This is a genomic window from Actinosynnema sp. CS-041913, assembly GCF_050942485.1.
GTDB lineage: Bacteria > Actinomycetota > Actinomycetes > Mycobacteriales > Pseudonocardiaceae > Actinosynnema.
In genome coordinates this window covers 2,707,331-2,725,407 of record NZ_CP192037.1, presented here as the reverse complement: position 1 = coordinate 2,725,407, position 18,077 = coordinate 2,707,331, and the positions used below count along the sequence as shown (strand labels likewise).

Sequence of the window (18,077 nt, the reverse complement as noted above, 5' to 3'; positions counted from 1 at the left end):
CTCACGCCGCCCTCACCGTGCGCGCGAACCGCACCACCCGCTGGGCCTGCACCCTGGCCGCCGCGCGGGTGACCTCGTCGACTGCGGCCGTGCCGCCCGCGTCGTGGTGCGAGGTGCCGTACGGGTTGCCGTCCACGAACTTGTCCGGGTGGGTGTAGCCGGGCGCGACGACGATGCCGCCGAAGTGGTGGAACGTCTGGGTGAGCGCGAGCAGCGTCGACTCCTGGCCGCCGTGCAGCGTGCCGGTGGCGGTGAACCCGCTGTACACCTTGTCCGCCAGCAGACCCTGGTGCCAGACCCCGCCCAGCGTGTCCAGGAACTGCTTGAGCTGCGACGACACGTTGCCGAACCGGGTGGGCGTGCCCATGATGACGGCGTCCGCCCACAGCAGGTCGTCGGCGGTGGCGACCTCGACGCCGGCGGTGGCGTCGGCGTTCGCCCGCCACGCGGGGTTGGCGTCGACGGCGGCCCGCGGCGCGAGTTCGGCGACCTTGCGCAGCCGCACTTCCGCGCCCGCCTTCCCGGCGGCTTCGGCGATCTCCCGGGCGATGGCCGCGACGGTGCCGGTGGCGGAGTAGTACACGACGGAGACGTTGACCTGGCTGTTCATGACCTGTGCTCCTCAGCGGGTGATCTGCTGCCGAAGACGGTATAGTCAGACGAGGTGATAGTCAAAATAGGTGACTATCACCGCAGGTGACTTGAAGGAGGAGCGTGCGCCGGAGCGACCGCAAGCGAACCGACCCCGACCTGGGCGTGCTGACCAGCCGGCTGCTGTTCGCGGTGCAGGAGGAGCTGTTCGAGACCCTGGCCGCGCAGGGCCACCCCGACCTGCGCCCGCAGCACGGCGCGGTGCTCGCCTACCTGGACGAGGAGGGCAGCCGCGCCACCGATCTCGGCCGCCAGTCCGGGCAGCACAAGCAGGTCGTCGGCAAGCTGCTGGACGAGCTGGAGGCCCTCGGCTACGTGGAGCGCCGCCCGGACCCCACCGACCGCCGCGCGAAACTCGTCGTGCCGACCGCGCGCGGGCTCGACCAGATGACCCGGTCGGACGCCATCCTGGCCGCTATCGAGGAACGGCACGCGCGGGCGCTCGGCGTGGCGTCGTTCGCGGAGTTCAAGCGGGCCTTCGGAGCGGTCGTCGAAGGGCAGCGGGCTTGGCGCGACGGCTGACGACTGACGGCCGGCGGCCGGCGGCCGGCGGCCGGACTCAACGCACGAAGACGTGCGCCTCCCACGGACCCAGGACCACCCGACCGCCGTCCACGCGTGCCGTGTCGACGTTGGACAGCACCAGATCCTCCGCCGACCAGTCGTCGTCCACCACGGCGGTCTGCTCCTCACCGCTGAGGTTCGCGACGACGAGCAGCCTGGTGTCGCCCAAACCCCTCCGGTACGCGTAGATGTGCGGGTCGTCGCCGAGCAGCATGTGGAAATCCCCCAACGCCACAACGGGATACGTGTGACGCAGCTCGATCAGCCGCCGGTAGTGGTTGAACACCGACCGCGGATCGTCGTACTGCGCCTCGGCGTTGAGCCACGAGTGGTTGGGGTTGACCCGCATCCACGGCTCCCCGGTGGTGAACCCGGCGTTGGGTCCGGCGTCCCACTGCACGGGCGTGCGGGCGTTGTCGCGGCCCATCGCGCGCAGTCCGCGCAGGATCGCCTCCGGGTCGCCGCCCGCCTCCACCGCCAGCCGGTGGTAGTTGAGCGATTCGACGTCCCGCATGTCCTCGACGCGCTCGAACGGCGCGTTCGTCATGCCCAGTTCCTCGCCCTGGTAGACGTACGGCGTGCCGCGGTGCAGGTGCAGCACGGTGGCCAGCGCGGTCGCCGACTCCCGCCACCACCGCCCGTCGTCGCCGTACCGCGACACCACGCGGGGCTGGTCGTGGTTGTTCCAGTACAGGCTGTTCCAGCCGGTCTCGGCCAGCGCGGCCTGCCAGTGGCCCAGGGACGCCTTGAGGTCGCGCAGGTCCAGCGGCCTCGGGTCGAACTTGCCCGCCGGGCCGTGGTCCAGCGACACGTGCTCGAACTGGAACACCATGTCCAGCTCGCGGCGCGCGGGATCGGTGAACCGCCGGGCCTGCTCCCACGTGACGCCGGGCATCTCGCCGACGGTCAGCAGCCGCCCGTCGCGTCCCTCGAACACCTCGCGGTGCATCTCGTGGATGAACTCGTGGATGCGCGGACCCATTGCGTAATAAGGGAAACCGTCACCGAGCGCGCCGAACCCGGTGGTCGCGCCGTCGGGCAGCGCGGGGTCCTTCGAGAGGAAGTTGACTACGTCCATCCGGAAGCCGTCGACGCCCCGGTCCAGCCACCACCGCATCATGGCGTGGACCGCCTGCCGCACCTCGGGGTTCTCCCAGTTCAGGTCGGGCTGCTTGCGGTCGAACAGGTGCAGGTAGTACTCGCCGGTCGCCTCGTCCAGCGTCCAGGTGGGACCGGAGAAGAACGACTCCCAGTTGGTCGGCTCCGCACCCGGCTGCCCCGGCTCGAACCCGTCCCGCGCCGGCCGCCACCAGTACCAGTCGCGCTTCGGACTGTCCTTCGAGGACCGTGATTCCACGAACCACGGATGTTCGTCGGACGTGTGGTTGACCACCAGGTCCATGATCAGCTTCATGCCGCGCGCGTGCACCTCGGCGAGCAGCCGGTCCAAGTCCTCCAGCGTCCCGAACACCGGGTCGACGGACTGGTAGTCGGAGATGTCGTAACCGTTGTCGGCCTGCGGCGAGGCGTAGACCGGCGAGAGCCAGACGACGTCCACGCCGAGCCGCGACAGGTGGTCCAGCCGCGCGGTGATGCCGGGGAGGTCGCCGATCCCGTCGCCGTCGGAATCGGCGAAGCTGCGCGGGTAGACCTGGTAGACGACGGCGGAGGTCCACCACGGGGCTGCCAACGTCCGGTCGTGTGCCATGTAAGTCCTTTGCAGACGGTTACCTGACGACGTCGGGGTCCACCCTACGCAGGACGCCCCGGTGTCCGGCAACAGAAAGCGGGTGTTCGATTAAAGGACAGGTATGCCGGCATCCGGAGCAGCCGATTACGACGGGCGGCGGTAGCACCTTTGTTCGGAACACACCAATCCCCGCGTCCAGCCCACACAACCCTCCGTACGGGTCTGGTCATCGTCGGCTACCCATGGTTACTTGGGCTGCGGGAGCCTCCCTGTCACCGGTTCCCTGCTGTTCCCTGCTCAAAGGAGATCACCATGCTCGTGCGAAAGGTCGCGCGTGCCGCCGTACTGGCCCTGGGTCTGCTGTTGCCGCTGGTGGCGGTCACCGTGCCCAGCGCGTCGGCGGCGGACGCGAAGGCGCTGGTGCGCACCCTGTACTACGACACCGCCCAGGCCCAGGAGTTCGTGGCGGACTGGGACAAGGCCGCGGAGAACTGGAACAACTCCGTGGCGAACGTCAAGCTGGTCAAGAAGGGTCCGGGCACGCCGACGAACATCCGGATCCTCGCGGACAACGGCTGGCCCCGCGCCTACCCGGGAACGCTGGGCAACGGCACCGTCTACATGGGACGCCAGGCCGTCCAGCAGGGCCACTACCGGCCCCGCATCGCGACCCACGAGATCGGCCACATCCTGGGTCTGCCCGACCGCAGGACCGGTCTGTGCACCGACCTGATGTCCGGTTCCAGCGCTCCGGCTTCCTGCAAGAACGACCTGCCGAACACGGCGGAGCGTGCCGAGGTCGACCGCAAGTTCCGCGGTCAGCTCGCTTCGACCGACGTCCGTGCGGCGAACTACGCGAGCACGGAGTGCTACGTGTACTGAGCCCGGGTTCGTGAAGGCCTCGTGGGGCGGCGCCCAGTCGCTCCACGAGGCCTTTCGCTGTTCGGGCAGCCGTTGTGCGGTGGCAGCGACGGGGCCGGGGGTCGGCACCGGCAGGACCGGCGGGCGGCGACGGCGTAGCATCGCCGGTACCGAGAGCGTTCCGTGCGCCGGCAGTCGAGCCGGCGTCGTCCTCGGCGCATCGCGAGTCGGTCGCCGGCTGATCGGGAACGGAAGCACGTGCGACCCGGCCGTGAGCACACCGATCCGAGGAGCACGACATGCCGAGTGTCCAGGTGAACCCGCAGGTCCCCGGTGCGGCGGTGGAGGAGCGGGACACGGACAAGTGCGCCGTGTGCCCCCACCGGCTGACCGAGCACGACGCGATCTCGCTGCGGTTCTGCACCGCGACCGCCACCGGGCGGCACGAGCGTGGCTGTGTCTGCGCGGGCAGCGGCTGAGCGGCGTTCGAAGTACTGGAATGAGGTGCCCGGGGCGGCTACCCCGCAGGTCGGCGAAGGGTGCCTCCGCGACATGACAGAGCCGGGCGCGGCAGCTACCGCGTCCCACCCACCACCGCCGTGCCGTCGTGATCGGGGGTCGGCGTCGCCGGCGGGCAGACCCGTGAGCTGGTCCGCTGCGCATCCGCAACCTGCTGGGCCGACCCGCCTGATCACCGGTCGGGGCTCGTCGAATCGGACGAACGCGCCGACGCCTTTAGGTGTCTGCGACCGAAGACTTCCCGGTGCCCGCTCACCAGGATGACTGCCATGACGGATCTCCTCCCGGACACCGCCTCGACGCCACTCGACCGGGCACGACGCGACGCACACGACGCCGCCGCACGGGCCGGCGTCGTAGTCCGGACCCTCGACACGCTCGCCGAACTGGGCGCGGCCTACGAGCTGTACCGGTCGATCTGGCAGCCGGCCGCCGAGCACACCGCGCTGACCGTGGGCATCCTGCGCGCGCTGGCCAAGGCGGGCAACTACGTCGCCGGGGCGTACACGGACGGCGATCTGGTCGGCATCGCGGTAGGCATGAACGGCCTCCCGGACCACCGACACCTGCACAGCCACGTCGCCGGCGTGTCACCCGCAACGCAGGGCCGCAGCATCGGCCTGGCGCTCAAACTCCACCAGCGCGCCTGGGCACTGGCGTCCGGCATCACCACCATCACCTGGACCTTCGACCCGTTGGTACGCCGCAACGCCTACTTCAACCTGGCCAAACTGGGCGCGAGACCCGAGGCGTACCTCACCGACTTCTACGGCCCCATGGACGACGCGCTCAACAGCGGCGACGCCAGCGACCGCCTACTGGTCACCTGGCCCCTGACCGAGCCACTACCCGACCCCACGAACACCGAGACCGAACCACGACCCACACTGATCAACCACACCAAAACCGCACCGACGGCAGTGACCGAAACCGCGCCCCGAGTGGCAGTCCCCACCCCGACGGACATCGAGTCCCTACGCCGCACGGCACCCGGCATCGCACAGGCCTGGCGGTCAGCACAACGAACCGCCCTGACCACCGAACTGGACGCAGGCTCGACGATCACCGGCTTCGACCGCCAAGGCAACTACCTCATAACCCGCAGCGAAAAGCAGATCTTTCTACGCAAAAGGACGGCAGAAGAGTAACCACGCACGCAAAGCACGCCATGAGCACGCAGGTCTTGGATAAAGCTGGGAACACTACGCAAAATGACCATATTATCGCCGGCCCTAAAGCCTGCCGGGGGACGGCTGTCAGCGCAACACGCCGCCTGCAGAGGAACCCGCCCAGCAGCGTCAGTTGCGTTCGGACTCGAAGCGGTATCGACTGGACGCGGCTTGGCACGCTGGGCGGGTTGCGTTGCGGGCGGCGTGCTGCGTTCCGGCCGTCCCCTGGCAGATTTTAGGGCTATCGATGATGTGGTCCATTTGCTTGGTGTTCCCGGCTTGAGCCCGGACGTGCGTGCTTATGGAGCGCTTTGAGTCCGTGGTTGCCTTTCTGCCGTCTTGCTGCGTAAAACCCTGATTCATAGCAACCTCTCAGGTCTATTGGTGGCGGGGTTGGGTGAAGCGCAGTATGTTCCCGGAGGGATCGGTGAAGGCGCAGTCGCGTACGCCGTGGGGTTGGTTGATCGGTTCTTGCATCACGTCAGCGCCCGTGGCCTCGATGTGCTCGAAGGTGGCGTCGCAGTTGTCGGTCTCGAAGACGAGACGGCCCAGCAGTCCATTGGCCATGAGGTCCTCGATCGCCTGCCGGTCGGCCGGCGAGGCGCCTCGGACCGTGTCGGGCGGTATGAGGACGATCTGCAGGTCCGGCTGCGACAGCGGGCTGACGCTCACCCATCGCATCCCCTCGAATTCGATGTCATCGCGGACCTGGAAGCCGAGTACGTGACGGTAGAAGCCGAGCGCCTCGCCGAGGTCGTGGACAGCGAGGGTGCAGTACGAGAGTGTGAGGTCCATGCCGGTCAGGCTCCGTTCTCGCGGGGCGTGCGCTGGTCGGCGACCGGCGGCCGGACCGGCCGGAATCGTCTCTTGTGCCGCCCCGGGTCATCACGGCTCCGTGTCGCCGGCGCCGAGGAACACGATGTCGAGGTCGCGGAGCCGGTCCGGGTCGGCCTGCAGGGTGATGCCGGTGATCTTCCCGTCGCTGGTGGCGAACGTGAAGACGACCTTCGGCCGGCCGCGGTGCGCCCAGACGGCGGCCGGAACGCCGTCGACCAGGGCGGGCCGGGCGGCCTCGGCCCGTCCGGCGAAGGTGGCCGCCACCGCATCGGCGCCGCCGGCTTGTGCGGGTGCACCCATCCGCACGGCCGCCGGGTCGGCAACGAGCGTGGCGTCCGCGTCGAGCAGCGAGAGCAGGGCGGCGAAATCCCCGCTCTGGGAGGCGGCCAGGAAGGCGGCGACGACCTCCCGTTTCCGGGATCGCGCGGCGTCGGACGCGACGGCCGCTCCCTGCATCCGGCGGCGGGCCCGGCTGGCGAGCTGGCGGGCCGCCGCCGGGGAGCGTTCGATGATGGCGCCGATCTCGCCGAAGGGCACGTCGAAGATGTCGTGCAGGACGAACGCGAGCCGCTCGGCGGGGGTCAGCGTGTCCAGCACCACCATCAGCGCGACACCGACCGAATCGGCCAGCAGCGCATCGTCCTCGGGATCGGCCCGGCCGGTCGGGTCGGTGTGCGGCGTGGCCGGTTCGGGCGGCAGCGCCCCGGCCGGCTCCTCACGTCGGGCCCGGCGGGCCTCCAGCATGTTCAGGCAGACCCGGGCGACGACCGTGGTCAGCCACCCCGCCGGGTTCTCCACCCCGCTGGTGTCGGCGCGGCTGACCCGCAGCCACGCCTCCTGCACCGCGTCCTCGGCGTCGCCGGGTGAGCGGAGCATCCGGTAGGCCACCGCCCGCAGGCGGTCCTGGTGCTCGGCGAACCGCTCACTGAGCCAGTCCTGTTCGACCATCGGTCACATTCCTCCGTCCGGACCTGTCATACCGATTGACCGGCGAACCCACGCCGATGTGACATCCGGGCCCGATCAGGATGTCCCACCTGCCGGTTCAGGCGGCTCGCACAACCCCCGAGCACAAAGGAAACCAGGCATGAAAGCGCACGTCAGCTCGATCCTCCTCGGCGTCCGGGACATGGACCGGACCAAGCGGTTCTACGTGGAAGGGCTCGGCTGGAAGGTCAAGGACGACTACGGCGTCTCGGTGTTCTTCGAATCGGACGGGGGCTCGCGCGTCGGCTTCTACGGCCGCGACGGCCTGGCCGACCAGTTGGGCACGAGCCCGGAAGGCAACGGCTTCAGCGGGCTGGCCCTCACCTACGTCGTCCGCAGTGCGGCGCGGGTCGACGAGATCATCGCGGAGGCCGAGAAGGCCGGCGCCACGATCCTCAAGCCCGCCGGCGCCCTGCCGTGGGGCGGGTACGGCGGCACCTTCGCGGACCCGGACGGCTACATCTGGAGCCTCGGCCACAGCGACCGGGGAACCGACCAGCCCTACGCGGAATAGCCGCCGAGGAACGCCGCCGGCGAGCGTGACCGAGACGGCCTCCACCGGGCCGGTACCGACGGGTGTTCGGCGTCGACGCGGGATCGTGTCGACGCCGAACCATCCACGCGTTGCCGGACGAGGCCTGTGCGCCGCTCCAGCCTTTGATGAGGGAAACGCCGTCCACCGGGAGAGAACCGTGTCACTGCAGATGAGCGCCATCATGCTTCGGCCGGCAGATCGGCACGCCGTCGGCCTCGACGTCCCCTTGGCGGGCTCGGTGATGAAGTGACGGACCGCGCCGGAGTCACACTCGGTGACAAGGTAATGCCGGGTTGCGCTCTTGTCGTCGCCGCTGGGCCCGACTTGCCTGTAACGTGCCCTATCCGCGACGCTCTGGACGGGAAGACGATGGAGATCTCGGCGTTCCTTGATCGGAAGCTGGCACGGCGCTTCCGGACGTATGACACCGACGGCGACGGCTTCATCGAACGCGAGGACTTCGTCGCCGCGGCCACTCGGCTGGGCGAGGAGTTCGGTCACGGGCCGGAGTCCCCGGCCCGGCAACGGCTTGACGAGCTGTGCTTGCAACTGTGGCAGCACCTGTCCACGGTCACCGACACCGATGGCGATGGCCGCATCGGTCCGTCCGAATACAAGGCCGCCTTCGCCGCGGGCCTGCTGGAGACCCCGACTTCCTTCGACGAGGGGTACCGACCGTTTCTCGACGTGATCATGGAGATCGCGGACCTCGACGGCGACGGCAGACTGGCCGTCGATGAGCATGTGCGGTGGACCGGGTCGCTGATGAGTCTGCCCGAGAGCGATGCCAGGCAGGTGTTCCGCCGGCTCGACCAGGACGCGGATGGCTTCATCACCACGCATGATCTGTTGGAGGCCATCCGCGAGTACTACTTCAACGACGCCCCGGACTCCACGGGCAGTTGGTTGCTCGGTCCTCTCGATCCGGCGTAAACCCCCGTCCTTCATGAAAAGCTTGCTTGCTGTTGTTCTGCATCGTGGGGTGCGCTGAAGTCTGCCGGCTTGTTCGTCCGTGGCGACGAAGTGCCCTCGTGCGTGGGCGTGGTGGACTGGGGCATGTCGCTGTTGTTGCGTGGGGGCCGGGTCGTGGATCCGGGGGCCGGGCTCGATCGGGTCTCGGACGTGTTGGTGCGGGACGGGAAGGTTGCTGCTGTCGGTCCGTCCCTTGACGTGTCCGGTGCCGTCGTCGATGTGACCGGTCTGGTTGTCGGTCCTGGCTTCGTCGACCTGCACAGCCACGTCCATTCCATCGCGGGCCAGCGGCTTCAGGCTTTGGACGGTGTCACCACCGCCTTGGACCTCGAATCGGGTCTGGCTCCGGTCGACCGCGCCTATGCCGAGGCGGCTGCCCGAGGTCGTCCGCTGAACTACGGCTTCTCCGCCTCGTGGAGCGCGGCGCGTGCGCAGGTGTTGTTGGGCGTGGAGCCGGATGCCGACTTCTTCAGCGGGCTCGTGTTGTTGGACGATCCGCGTTGGCAGCGGTCGTCGTCGTCGGCCGAGCTACGGGCCTGGCTGGCCGTGCTGGAACGGGAGATCGGGGCCGGTGCGCTGGGTATCGGGGTGCTTTTGGGCTACGCGCCCCGGACTGACCCGGCCGAGTTCCTGGCCATGGCCTCGTTGTCCGCGAAGGCGAACGCGCCGGTGTACACGCATGTCCGCGAGTTGGTGGAAGCCGACCCGACGACGCCTGTCGACGGTAGTGCGGAGATCGTCCGGGCCGCTGTCGAGACCGGCGCGCCGATGCACCACTGCCACGTCAACAGCACGTCGCGCCGGCACGTCGACCGGGTCCTCGGGCTCTTGGCCGAGACCCGCGCGGAAGGGTCGAGGGTGACCGTGGAGTGCTACCCGTACGGGGCGGGCAGCACCGGTGTCGGCGCGTTCTTCCTCGCGCCCGAACGCCTGCCCGCCTGGGGTATCGGCCCGCAGGACATCATGATGGTCGAGTCCGGTGAACGGATCGCCGACGTCGGCCGGCTGCGGCAACTGCGGGAGACCGACCCCGCCGCGCTGTGCGTGGTGTCGTTCCTGGACGAGGAAGACCCGGTCGACGCCGGCCTGCTGCACCGGTCCCTGGCGTTCCCGGACTCGATCGTGGCCAGCGACGCGATGCCCGTCATGTGGAGCGACGGAACCCACGAGAGTCGCGAGTGGCCACTGCCACCGAACGGCCGCACGCACCCCCGCACGGCGGGCACGTTCGCGAAGGCGCTGCGCCTGATGGTCCGCGAGACCGGCGCCTGGTCCTGGCTGGAAGCCTTCCGGCGCTGCGCGTACCTGCCCGCCCGGGTGCTGGACCCGATCGCCCCGGCCGCGCGGGCGAAGGGCCACCTGGGCGTGGGGGCGGACGCGGACATCGTGGTGCTGGACCCGGGCGCGATCACCGACACGGCCACCTACCTGGACCCGACCCGGCCGTCGACCGGCGTGAAGCACCTCCTCGTGGGCGGCGAGTTCGTGGTCCGCGACGGCGGGATGCGGTTGGACGCGTTCCCCGGCAGGCCCCTTCGCGGCGAACCCGCCTGACCGGCGAGGCGCTACGTTCTGGGGCATGACAACCGCCGTGCCGGCCGACGACAGGTCGCGTTCGGACGATCAAGAGCCGGTGTGGAGCCAGTGGCGCCGGCCGAGGCCGACGGCCGCCCAGCAGCGGCACGACGGGTGGCTGACGCTCGCCGTCGTGGTCGGCGCCGTGGTGTCGGCGATCCTGGTCAACAGCATGGGCGCGTTCGCCGCCGGCGGCGCGCCGCACCTGGCCGAACAGCTCGTCTGGAGCATCGCGGTGAACGTGCCGCTGGTGGTGCGGCGGCGCTTCCCGCTGACCGTGCTGCTCGTGGTCAGCGCGCTGTTCATCGCCGGGCAGGCCAGGCAGATCGGGGACAACATGGTCCCCTCGATCGCGTTGTTCATCGCCATGTACACGGTCGGCGCGTGGGCGCGGGACCGGACGGTGGCGCGGCGCGGTCGGGTGGCCGTGATCGTGGTCATGTTCGGCTGGCTCGCCTACGGGCTGGTGCGGTTCCTGTTGCAGCCCACCCCGCCGTTCGAGGGCGCGGCCGGTCCGCTGGACCCGCTGCTCGCGTCGGTGCTCTACGGCATCGTGTTCAACCTGCTGTTCTTCCTGTCCGCGTACTTCTTCGGCGACATGGCCTGGCTCTCCGCACGCCGGCAGGCCGAGCTGGTGCACCGGGCGGAGCAGCTACGCCGGTCGCAGGAGCAGAACACGCGGGGCGCGATCGTCGCCGAACGGGTGCGCATCGCGCGGGACCTGCACGACGTGGTGGCGCACCACGTGTCGGTCATGGGCGTCCAGGCGGGCGCCGCGCGGCGGGTGCTCGACCGCGATCCGAAGCTGGCGCAGGAGGCGTTGCGGACCATCGAGGACACCGCGCGCACCGCGATCGGGGAGCTGCGCGGGCTGCTGGGCGTCCTGCGCGCCGAGTCCTCGGAGGACGTGCTCGACGTGGCCGAGGGCGAGCGGTCGTCCCCCGGTCTGGACCAGCTCCCCGAACTCGCCACGATGGCGCGGCGGGCCGGGCTCGACGTGGACCACGGGGTCTACGGCGAACCGCGTCCGGTGCCCGAGGGCGTCGCCCTGTCGGTGTACCGGATCGTGCAGGAAGCCCTGACGAACGTCGTGAAGCACGCGGGCGCGCGCAAGGCCGACGTGCGGGTGCGGTTCCTGGAGACCTCGTTGGAGGTCGAAGTCGCGGACGACGGACGCGGTCGGTCGGGAGCCCCGGCGCGGAGCGGCGGATTCGGCCTGGTGGGGATGCGGGAACGGGTCGCGGTGCACGGCGGCGAACTCGAAGCCGGACCCCGGCGTGACGGCGGCTACCTGGTCCGTGCGAGGTTTCCGGCATGACGTCTCTGCGCGTGGTGCTCGCCGACGACCAGGAACTGGTCCGCGCGGGCTTCCGGGTCATCCTCGGCACCGAGGACGACATCGAGGTGGTCGGCGAGGCGCGCGACGGGCTCGAAGCCGTGGCCGTGGTCGAACGCCTCCAGCCGGACGTGGTGCTCATGGACGTCCAGATGCCCGGCGTCGACGGGCTGGAGGCGACCCGGCGCATCCTCGGCCCGGCCAGGGCGGACAACCCGATCAAGGTCGTCATCCTCACCACGTTCGACCGCGAGGACTACCTGTTCGAGGCCCTGCGGGCGGGCGCGAGCGGCTTCCTCCTGAAGAACTCCTCACCGGAAGACCTGGTCGAGTCCGTCCGGATCGTCGCGCGCGGGGACGCGCTGCTGTCACCCGAGGTCACCCGCCGCGTCATCGCCCGGTTCACCGGGCCGGCCCCGGCGACGCCGTCCCGCCGCCCGGCGGAACTCACCGACCGCGAGTTCGAGGTGCTGGTCCACCTCGCCCGCGGGGCGAGCAACGCCGAGATCGCCACCGCGCTGTACCTGGGCGAGACGACCGTGAAGACGCACGTGTCGCGCATCCTGGCCAAGCTGGGCCTGCGCGACCGCACGCATGCCGTCGTGTTCGCCTACGAGCACGGGATCGTCGCGCCGGGCCAGTCCTAGGATCCGCCGCGTCCCAGTCCTGGGGTCCTCCGCGCGGAGGACCCCAGGAGTCGATCTCGCGCCGGACGTGCCGGGCCCGCCCGCCGCATAGCGTTCCCGCCATGCTGACAGTGACGTCGATCGGCCGGAGCTTCGGCGATCACCAGGTCCTCGACGGGGTGTCCTTCGAGGTCCGGCCCGGTCGGATGACCGGGTTCCTGGGCGCGAACGGGTCCGGCAAGACCACCACCATGCGCATCGTGCTGGGCGTTCTCGCCGCGCACAGCGGCACGGTCACCTGGCAGGGCGCGCCGGTCACCGGGGCGGTGCGGCAGCGGTTCGGCTACATGCCCGAGGAACGCGGCCTGTACCCGAAGATGGGCGTGGCCGAGCAGATCGGCTGGCTCGGGCAGTTGCACGGCCTGGACCAGGCCACCGCGAAGCGCAACACCGAACGCCTGCTCGACCAGCTCGAACTGGGGCACCGCGCGAAGGACAAGCTGGAGGAGCTGTCGCTGGGCAACCAGCAGCGCGCGCAGATCGCCGCCGCCCTCGTGCACGACCCGGTGATGCTGATCCTGGACGAGCCGTTCTCGGGCCTGGACCCGATCGCCGTCGAAACCGTGCTGGGCGTGCTGCGCGAACGCGCGGCGAACGGCGTGCCGGTGCTGTTCTCCAGCCACCAGCTCGCCGTGGTGGAGCGGCTGTGCGACGACGTGGTCATCATCTCCGGCGGCAAGATCGCCGCCAGCGGCGCGCGCGACGAGCTGCGGGCCCAGTACGGCACAACGCGTTTCGAGCTGGTCGTGGCCTCCGACGCGGGATGGGTGCGGGACGTGCCGGGCGTCCGGGTGGTCGATGTGGACGGTCCCCGTGCCGTGTTCGAACTGGACGGCCGGCCGGACGCGGACCAGGAGGTCCTGGCGACCGCCCTGCGGCGCGGTCCGGTCCGCAGCTTCACCCCCGTCGTGCCGACGCTCGACGAGATCTTCATGGAGGCGATCTGATGACCACCGCGACGGACCACGACCGCAAGACGCGGGGTTTCGCGACCGCCACCAAGCTGATCGCCGAGCGCGAGATGAAGACCTTCCTGCGCAGCAAGGGTTTCTGGATCGGCTTGGGCGTGATCGTGATCGGGCTGTTCGCGATGTCGATCCTGCCGACCGTGCTGGGCGGCGACCGGACCAAGGTCGTGGCGGTCGGCGCGAAGGCCGCGGAAGTGTTGGCGGGAGCCGATGTCGAGGTGCGCACGGTGGCCGACGTGCCCGCCGCCGAAGCGCTCGTCCGGTCGGAGGACGTGAAGGCGGCGATCGTGCCGGCCGACGGGAACTCGGTGACCGGCGTCCGCGTGATCGCCCTCGCCGACCCGCCCACCGACGTGCTGGCCGCGCTGCGCACCGCGCCACCGGTCGACCTGCTCGACCCGTCCGAGGTGGGGCAGGGCCAGCGGCGGCTGGTGATCATGGTGTTCGGCTTCATCTTCCTGGTGTTCGGCATGGGCGGGACGGCGATCGCGCAGAGCACGGTGACCGAGAAGCAGACCCGGATCGTGGAGATCCTGGTGTCGACGGTCCCGGTGCGGGCGCTGCTCGCGGGCAAGATCGCCGGCCACGCGCTGCTCACCGTCGGCCAGGCGCTGGTGCTCGCGGTGGCCGCGCCGATAGCGCTGCGCCTGGGCGGGCACTCGGACCTGCTGACCCTGGTGGCGCCCGCGCTGGGCTGGTTCGTGCCGTTCCTCATCCTCGGTTTCGTGCTGCTGGCGTCGATGTGGGCGGTCGCCGGGGCGCTGGTCAGCCGTCAGGAGGACCTGGGGTCGAGCATGGGCCCGGTGATCATGCTGGTGCTGGGACCGTACTTCGGCGTGACGTTCTTCGCCGACAACGCCACCGTGCTCACCGTGCTGTCGTTCGTGCCGTTCTCGTCGGCCATCGCGATGCCGGTGCGGATGTTCGCGGGCCAGGCGGCGGCGTGGGAAGCGCTGGTGGCACTGGGCCTGCTGGCCGGCACGGTCGTCCTGATCGTGCTGCTGGCGAGCCGGCTCTACTCCGGCTCCCTGCTGCACACCGGCGGCAAGCTCGGCCTGGCGAAGGCTTGGGCGCGGGAGGAGTAGCCCTCCTCACCGCACGCCGAGCAGGCCGGCCACCCGCACGGCCCGTTCCAGATCACGGTCGAAGAGCACCGCTTCCTGCCGCCCTTCGACGAAGCACACCAGCTCACGCTCTCGGACGGACCACGTCGGCAGGTCCCCGGCGACCATCGCGTCAGCGAGCGCCGGGGACACCACGACACCCGGGCCGGCGGCCACCTCGGTGCGCACCCGGAACCGCCGGTCGAACCCGGCGTGCCCGACCGCGTCCTTCCGACGCCCCCGTCGCTGCTCCACTTCCGTTGCGGCATAAGCGTTCCGGAGGTGGAGCACGACCACGGTCAGCTCGACCCGACCACCGGAGTCCGCGTCGCCGTACGAGTGGTCCACATAGGCGAGCGTGAACGGGTAGCCCCCGACGACCCCGTCCGCTTGGAACCGGACCCCGGCGTTGGCGCCCCGCCGCAACTCGTACACCCAGCCGCGGTTCCCGGCCCCTTCCCGGAAACCGAACCCCCGCGCCCGCGCCCAGTCCGCGGCGGCCCGCAGGTGGTCCTTCGACCGCCCGCGGGACAGGAAGTACGACAGCACGGTCAGCCCGCCGAACCCGACGGCCCACACCGCCGCCCAGTCACCGATGTCCACGGCTACCGCACACCCAACAGGTCGGCGATCCGAACGGCGCGGGCGACCTGCTCTTCGAGCGTGTGCCCCGGCAGCGAACCCACCGCTTGGGCCACCTTCGCGTTTCGGATCCGAGCCGGCGCGCCCCCGGTCTCCCGGCACACGAGTTCCCGCCCGCGCAGCGCCCACTCCGGGACCTCGCCCCGGACCTGGGCCTCGGCCACCGCGGCCGGCACCGCCGCCGCCGGCCCGCCGGGCACGTCGGTGTACACCGCGAACAGCTCGTCGAACCGGGGATGCCCGACCACGCCGTAACCCCCGGCCCCGCCCCTCCGCTCCTCGACTTCGACGGCCGGGTAGTCGTTCCGCAGGTGCAGCACCACCACGGTCAGGTCCACCCGCTTGGCGACGGGCGACTGGGCCGGCCCGACCACGTCCTCACCCCATTTGTGGCTGACGTGCGCGAGCGTGAACCGCCGGTCCCCGGTCACACCGTCGACCCGGAACCGGACGCCCTGGTTGGCCCCGTGCGGCAACCGGTACCGCCACGGCAGGTCATCGGCCCCGACCCGGAACCCCCACCCCCGCTCCCGCGCCCACCCGGCGACGTGCCGCCGGTAGGCCCCGTCGGCCGACGCCCGGATGCCCCGGCCCGCCAGCGCGAGTCCGACGAGGACCGCGGCGACCACGGCCACCTGCACACCGGCGCTCCAACTGAACACGGGACCACCTCCCGAGCGGGACTGTCCAAGCCGTTGTACCGCAACCGGATTGCCACAACCAGCGCCATTCGCCCCGCGCGGTTGAACAGGAAGTGAACCGGCCGCCCACGACCTATACTTCGAGCTCTTGGACTTCGTGGGGGCGTGCGGTGGCGGTGGGCAGTGATGAGTTCTTCCGGGTGCTCGGCGGGCTCGCGGACGTGGCGCGCTCGGAGGGCAGCGACTACAGCTCGTTCAGCGTGCGGGGCAAGCGGTTCGGGTACTACTGGCCGCGCACGCAGACCGTCGGCCTGAAGCAGACGCTCTCCGAGCAGCGGGCGCTGGTGTCCGAGCGGCCGGACGTCTTCGAGGAGCAGTTCACGGCCGGCGGTTTCGGCTGGGTCGTCGTCCACCTGGCGGGCATCGAGGCCGACGAGCTGTCCGAACTGGTCTTCGAGGCCTGGCGGCTGTCCGCCCCCGACGACCTGGTCTCCACGGCCCCCGACCCGGCCACCCGCCGCTAGCACCGCGAACGCGCTCCGATCGGGACGCCGGTGGACGCGGACGGCGTTCTCGCCGGTCGGCGCATGACGGAGGCGCTCTCCACTGTCCTCCGGCTGTGGCGGACGTGGTCCGGCAGTAGCGTTTCCCTCACTCGGTCGGGGATGCGGGGTGGGTGTGGACGGCTACGGATTCACCATCGCGCTGGTTGCGGTGCTGGTGCTGCTCAACGCGTTGTTCGCGGGTAGCGAGATGGCGCTGATCTCGCTGCGCGAGGGTCAGCTACGGGCGTTGGAGCGGGACGGAGGGGCCGCCGCGCGCAAGCTGGTCCGGCTGGCGCGTGACCCGAACCGGTTCCTGGCGACGATCCAGATCGGCATCACCCTGGCCGGGTTCCTGGCCTCCGCGACGGCGGCGGTGTCGCTGGCCGAGCCGCTGGTGCCGCTGCTGGAGTTCCTCGGCGGCGCTGCGAACGCGGTGGCCGTCGCGCTGGTGACGGTCGTGCTGACGTTCGTCACGCTGGTGTTCGGCGAGTTGGCGCCCAAGCGGCTGGCCATGCAGTACGCGCTGCGCTGGGCGTTGCTGGTGGCGCGCCCGCTGGACCTGCTTTCGGCGATCTCCCGGCCGGCGGTGTGGGCGCTGAGCGCGTCGACGAACGTGGTGGTGCGGCTGTTCGGCGGCAAGCCGGAGGCGGATTCCGAGCAGCTCTCGCCGGAGGAGTTGCGGGAGCTGGTCGCGGTGCAGCGCGGGCTCAACCCCGAGCAGCGCATGATCATCACCGGCGCGCTGGAGATCCACGAGCGCCGCCTGCGCGAGGTGCTGGTGCCGCGCCTCGCGGTGGTCACGTTGGCGGCGGAGTCGGACGTGCCGTCGGCGCGTGCGGAGTTGGCCGCCTCCGGGCACTCCAGGGCTCCCGTGGCGCGCGGCGGGCACCTGGACGAGCTGGTCGGCGTGGTGCACCTGCGTGACCTGCTGCGCGACGACGCCACCGTGGCGGACGTCGCACGGTCCGCGCTGGTGTTCCCGGACTCGGTGCGCGTGTCGGACGCGTTGCGCCGGTTCAAGGCCGAGCACGAGCAGATGGCGCTGGTGGTGGACGAGCACGGCGCGGTGGCGGGCATGGTCACGCTGGAGGACCTGCTGGAGGAGATCGTCGGCGAGATCATGGACGAGACCGACCGCGACGTCATGGCCGTGCACAACGCCGACGACGGCTCGATGGTGCTGCCCGGCACGTTCCCGATGCACGACCTGGTCGACGTGGGCGTGGAACTGCCCGACGCGCCCGACGGGGACTACGCCACCATCGCCGGCCTCCTGCTGGTCGCCCTGGGCCACGTGCCGGAGCGGCCGGGCGAGTGGGTCACCGTGTCGGGCTGGACGATCGAGGTGCTCCGCGTGGACCACCACGCCATCACCGAGGTCCGGCTGCGGCGCTCGTCACGGCATGGGCAGGTCGGGCGGGATCTGGAGCGCGACGGTGATCAGGGAGTGGACGCGGGTGGCGACGGCGGCCAGTAGGCCGTGGACCTCGGGTGAGGCCGCCTCCGCCGCGGTCTGGAGCGTGCGCAGGTCCTCGTCGATGCGGTCCAGGATCGCGCCGACGTCGACGTGCGGGCTGCGCAGCGCGGTGGCTATCTCCTCCAGGGGCACCCCCTGCACCTCTAAGCGCTGCACGAGGTGGATGCGCTCGATGTCGGCCGGGTGGTAGAGGCGGTAGTTGCCCGCCGTGCGCTTCGCGGGGCTGAGCAGGCCGAGGCTGGTGTAGTAGTCGACGGTGCGCGGGCTGACCTGGGCGCGGGCGGCGAGTTCGCCGATCTTGAGCAGGACGTCGGTCACC

General features: G+C 70.6%; 20 protein-coding genes. 13 read left to right on the top strand and 7 right to left on the bottom strand.

Features of this window, described 5'->3' with window-relative positions; genetic code table 11:
- Window position 1 precedes the first annotated feature (1 nt).
- A complete protein-coding gene (wrbA, locus tag ACQPZF_RS13145; RefSeq protein ID WP_433271656.1) occupies window positions 2-610 on the bottom strand; it encodes an NAD(P)H:quinone oxidoreductase in 609 nt (202 codons plus the stop codon).
- Window positions 611-714: 104 nt separating this feature from the next.
- On the opposite strand from wrbA, the gene ACQPZF_RS13140 reads away from it, so the two are divergent.
- Complete coding sequence (locus ACQPZF_RS13140; protein WP_433271655.1) at window positions 715-1,173, top strand: MarR family winged helix-turn-helix transcriptional regulator; 459 nt, start codon at window positions 715-717, stop codon at window positions 1,171-1,173.
- A gap of 37 nt (window positions 1,174-1,210) precedes the next feature.
- Here the strand turns inward: ACQPZF_RS13140 and ACQPZF_RS13135 are convergent, their stop codons facing one another.
- The gene (locus ACQPZF_RS13135) at window positions 1,211-2,923 is read right to left on the bottom strand and encodes a glycoside hydrolase family 13 protein (protein ID WP_433271654.1); all 1,713 of its coding nucleotides are present in this window, start codon (window positions 2,921-2,923) and stop codon (window positions 1,211-1,213) included.
- Between the two features lie 294 nt (window positions 2,924-3,217).
- On the opposite strand from ACQPZF_RS13135, the gene ACQPZF_RS13130 reads away from it, so the two are divergent.
- The 3 genes from ACQPZF_RS13130 to ACQPZF_RS13120 all read left to right on the top strand — a co-directional run bounded on the left by ACQPZF_RS13130 (window position 3,218) and on the right by ACQPZF_RS13120 (window position 5,433).
- The gene (locus tag ACQPZF_RS13130; RefSeq protein WP_433271653.1) at window positions 3,218-3,787 is read left to right on the top strand and encodes a snapalysin family zinc-dependent metalloprotease; all 570 of its coding nucleotides are present in this window, start codon (window positions 3,218-3,220) and stop codon (window positions 3,785-3,787) included.
- Between the two features lie 278 nt (window positions 3,788-4,065).
- The gene (locus ACQPZF_RS13125; protein ID WP_433271652.1) at window positions 4,066-4,245 is read left to right on the top strand and encodes an RGCVC family protein; all 180 of its coding nucleotides are present in this window, start codon (window positions 4,066-4,068) and stop codon (window positions 4,243-4,245) included.
- A 309-nt stretch (window positions 4,246-4,554) separates the two neighbouring features.
- A complete protein-coding gene (locus ACQPZF_RS13120; RefSeq protein ID WP_433271651.1) occupies window positions 4,555-5,433 on the top strand; it encodes a GNAT family N-acetyltransferase in 879 nt (292 codons plus the stop codon).
- A 399-nt stretch (window positions 5,434-5,832) separates the two neighbouring features.
- On the opposite strand, the gene ACQPZF_RS13115 is transcribed toward ACQPZF_RS13120, so the two are convergent.
- Window positions 5,833-6,249, bottom strand: a complete 417-nt coding sequence (locus ACQPZF_RS13115; protein WP_433271650.1) for a VOC family protein — start codon at window positions 6,247-6,249, stop codon at window positions 5,833-5,835.
- A gap of 90 nt (window positions 6,250-6,339) precedes the next feature.
- A complete protein-coding gene (locus ACQPZF_RS13110; protein ID WP_433271649.1) occupies window positions 6,340-7,239 on the bottom strand; it encodes a sigma-70 family RNA polymerase sigma factor in 900 nt (299 codons plus the stop codon).
- 139 nt (window positions 7,240-7,378) lie between these two features.
- On the opposite strand from ACQPZF_RS13110, the gene ACQPZF_RS13105 reads away from it, so the two are divergent.
- The 7 genes from ACQPZF_RS13105 (at window position 7,379) to ACQPZF_RS13075 (ending at window position 14,435) form a co-directional block, all read left to right on the top strand.
- Entirely contained in the window at window positions 7,379-7,792 is a 414-nt protein-coding gene (locus tag ACQPZF_RS13105; protein ID WP_433271648.1) for a VOC family protein, read from the top strand.
- Between the two features lie 390 nt (window positions 7,793-8,182).
- Window positions 8,183-8,746 carry an EF-hand domain-containing protein gene (locus tag ACQPZF_RS13100; protein WP_433271647.1) on the top strand — a complete coding sequence of 188 codons (564 nt, stop codon included), beginning with the start codon at window positions 8,183-8,185 and terminating at the stop codon, window positions 8,744-8,746.
- Window positions 8,747-8,869: 123 nt separating this feature from the next.
- Window positions 8,870-10,339 (top strand): amidohydrolase family protein, encoded by a 1,470-nt coding sequence (locus ACQPZF_RS13095; RefSeq protein ID WP_433274542.1) that lies wholly within the window; start codon window positions 8,870-8,872, stop codon window positions 10,337-10,339.
- Between the two features lie 25 nt (window positions 10,340-10,364).
- Window positions 10,365-11,678 carry a sensor histidine kinase gene (locus ACQPZF_RS13090; RefSeq protein ID WP_433271646.1) on the top strand — a complete coding sequence of 438 codons (1,314 nt, stop codon included), beginning with the start codon at window positions 10,365-10,367 and terminating at the stop codon, window positions 11,676-11,678.
- On the top strand, window positions 11,675-12,343 hold the full coding sequence (locus ACQPZF_RS13085) for a response regulator (protein WP_433271645.1): 669 nt from the start codon (window positions 11,675-11,677) through the stop codon (window positions 12,341-12,343). The genes ACQPZF_RS13090 and ACQPZF_RS13085 overlap by 4 nt, the downstream gene beginning before the upstream one ends.
- Window positions 12,344-12,444: 101 nt before the next feature.
- On the top strand, window positions 12,445-13,329 hold the full coding sequence (locus tag ACQPZF_RS13080) for an ABC transporter ATP-binding protein (RefSeq protein ID WP_433271644.1): 885 nt from the start codon (window positions 12,445-12,447) through the stop codon (window positions 13,327-13,329).
- A complete protein-coding gene (locus tag ACQPZF_RS13075) occupies window positions 13,329-14,435 on the top strand; it encodes an ABC transporter permease (protein WP_433271643.1) in 1,107 nt (368 codons plus the stop codon). Before ACQPZF_RS13080 ends, ACQPZF_RS13075 begins: the two co-directional genes overlap by 1 nt.
- A 6-nt stretch (window positions 14,436-14,441) precedes the next feature.
- Here the strand turns inward: ACQPZF_RS13075 and ACQPZF_RS13070 are convergent, their stop codons facing one another.
- The gene (locus tag ACQPZF_RS13070) at window positions 14,442-15,056 is read right to left on the bottom strand and encodes a hypothetical protein (protein WP_433271642.1); all 615 of its coding nucleotides are present in this window, start codon (window positions 15,054-15,056) and stop codon (window positions 14,442-14,444) included.
- Window positions 15,057-15,058: 2 nt separating this feature from the next.
- Window positions 15,059-15,757 (bottom strand): hypothetical protein, encoded by a 699-nt coding sequence (locus ACQPZF_RS13065; RefSeq protein WP_433271641.1) that lies wholly within the window; start codon window positions 15,755-15,757, stop codon window positions 15,059-15,061.
- Between the two features lie 149 nt (window positions 15,758-15,906).
- On the opposite strand from ACQPZF_RS13065, the gene ACQPZF_RS13060 reads away from it, so the two are divergent.
- Both ACQPZF_RS13060 and ACQPZF_RS13055 read left to right on the top strand, forming a co-directional pair.
- Entirely contained in the window at window positions 15,907-16,260 is a 354-nt protein-coding gene (locus ACQPZF_RS13060) for an MmcQ/YjbR family DNA-binding protein (protein ID WP_433271640.1), read from the top strand.
- A gap of 154 nt (window positions 16,261-16,414) precedes the next feature.
- Window positions 16,415-17,758: a hemolysin family protein gene (locus ACQPZF_RS13055; protein ID WP_433271639.1), complete on the top strand. Its 1,344-nt coding sequence runs from the start codon at window positions 16,415-16,417 to the stop codon at window positions 17,756-17,758.
- Here the strand turns inward: ACQPZF_RS13055 and ACQPZF_RS13050 are convergent.
- Window positions 17,678-18,076 (bottom strand): MerR family transcriptional regulator, encoded by a 399-nt coding sequence (locus tag ACQPZF_RS13050; RefSeq protein ID WP_433271638.1) that lies wholly within the window; start codon window positions 18,074-18,076, stop codon window positions 17,678-17,680. The genes ACQPZF_RS13055 and ACQPZF_RS13050 overlap by 81 nt on opposite strands.
- Between the last annotated feature and the right edge of the window lies 1 nt (window position 18,077).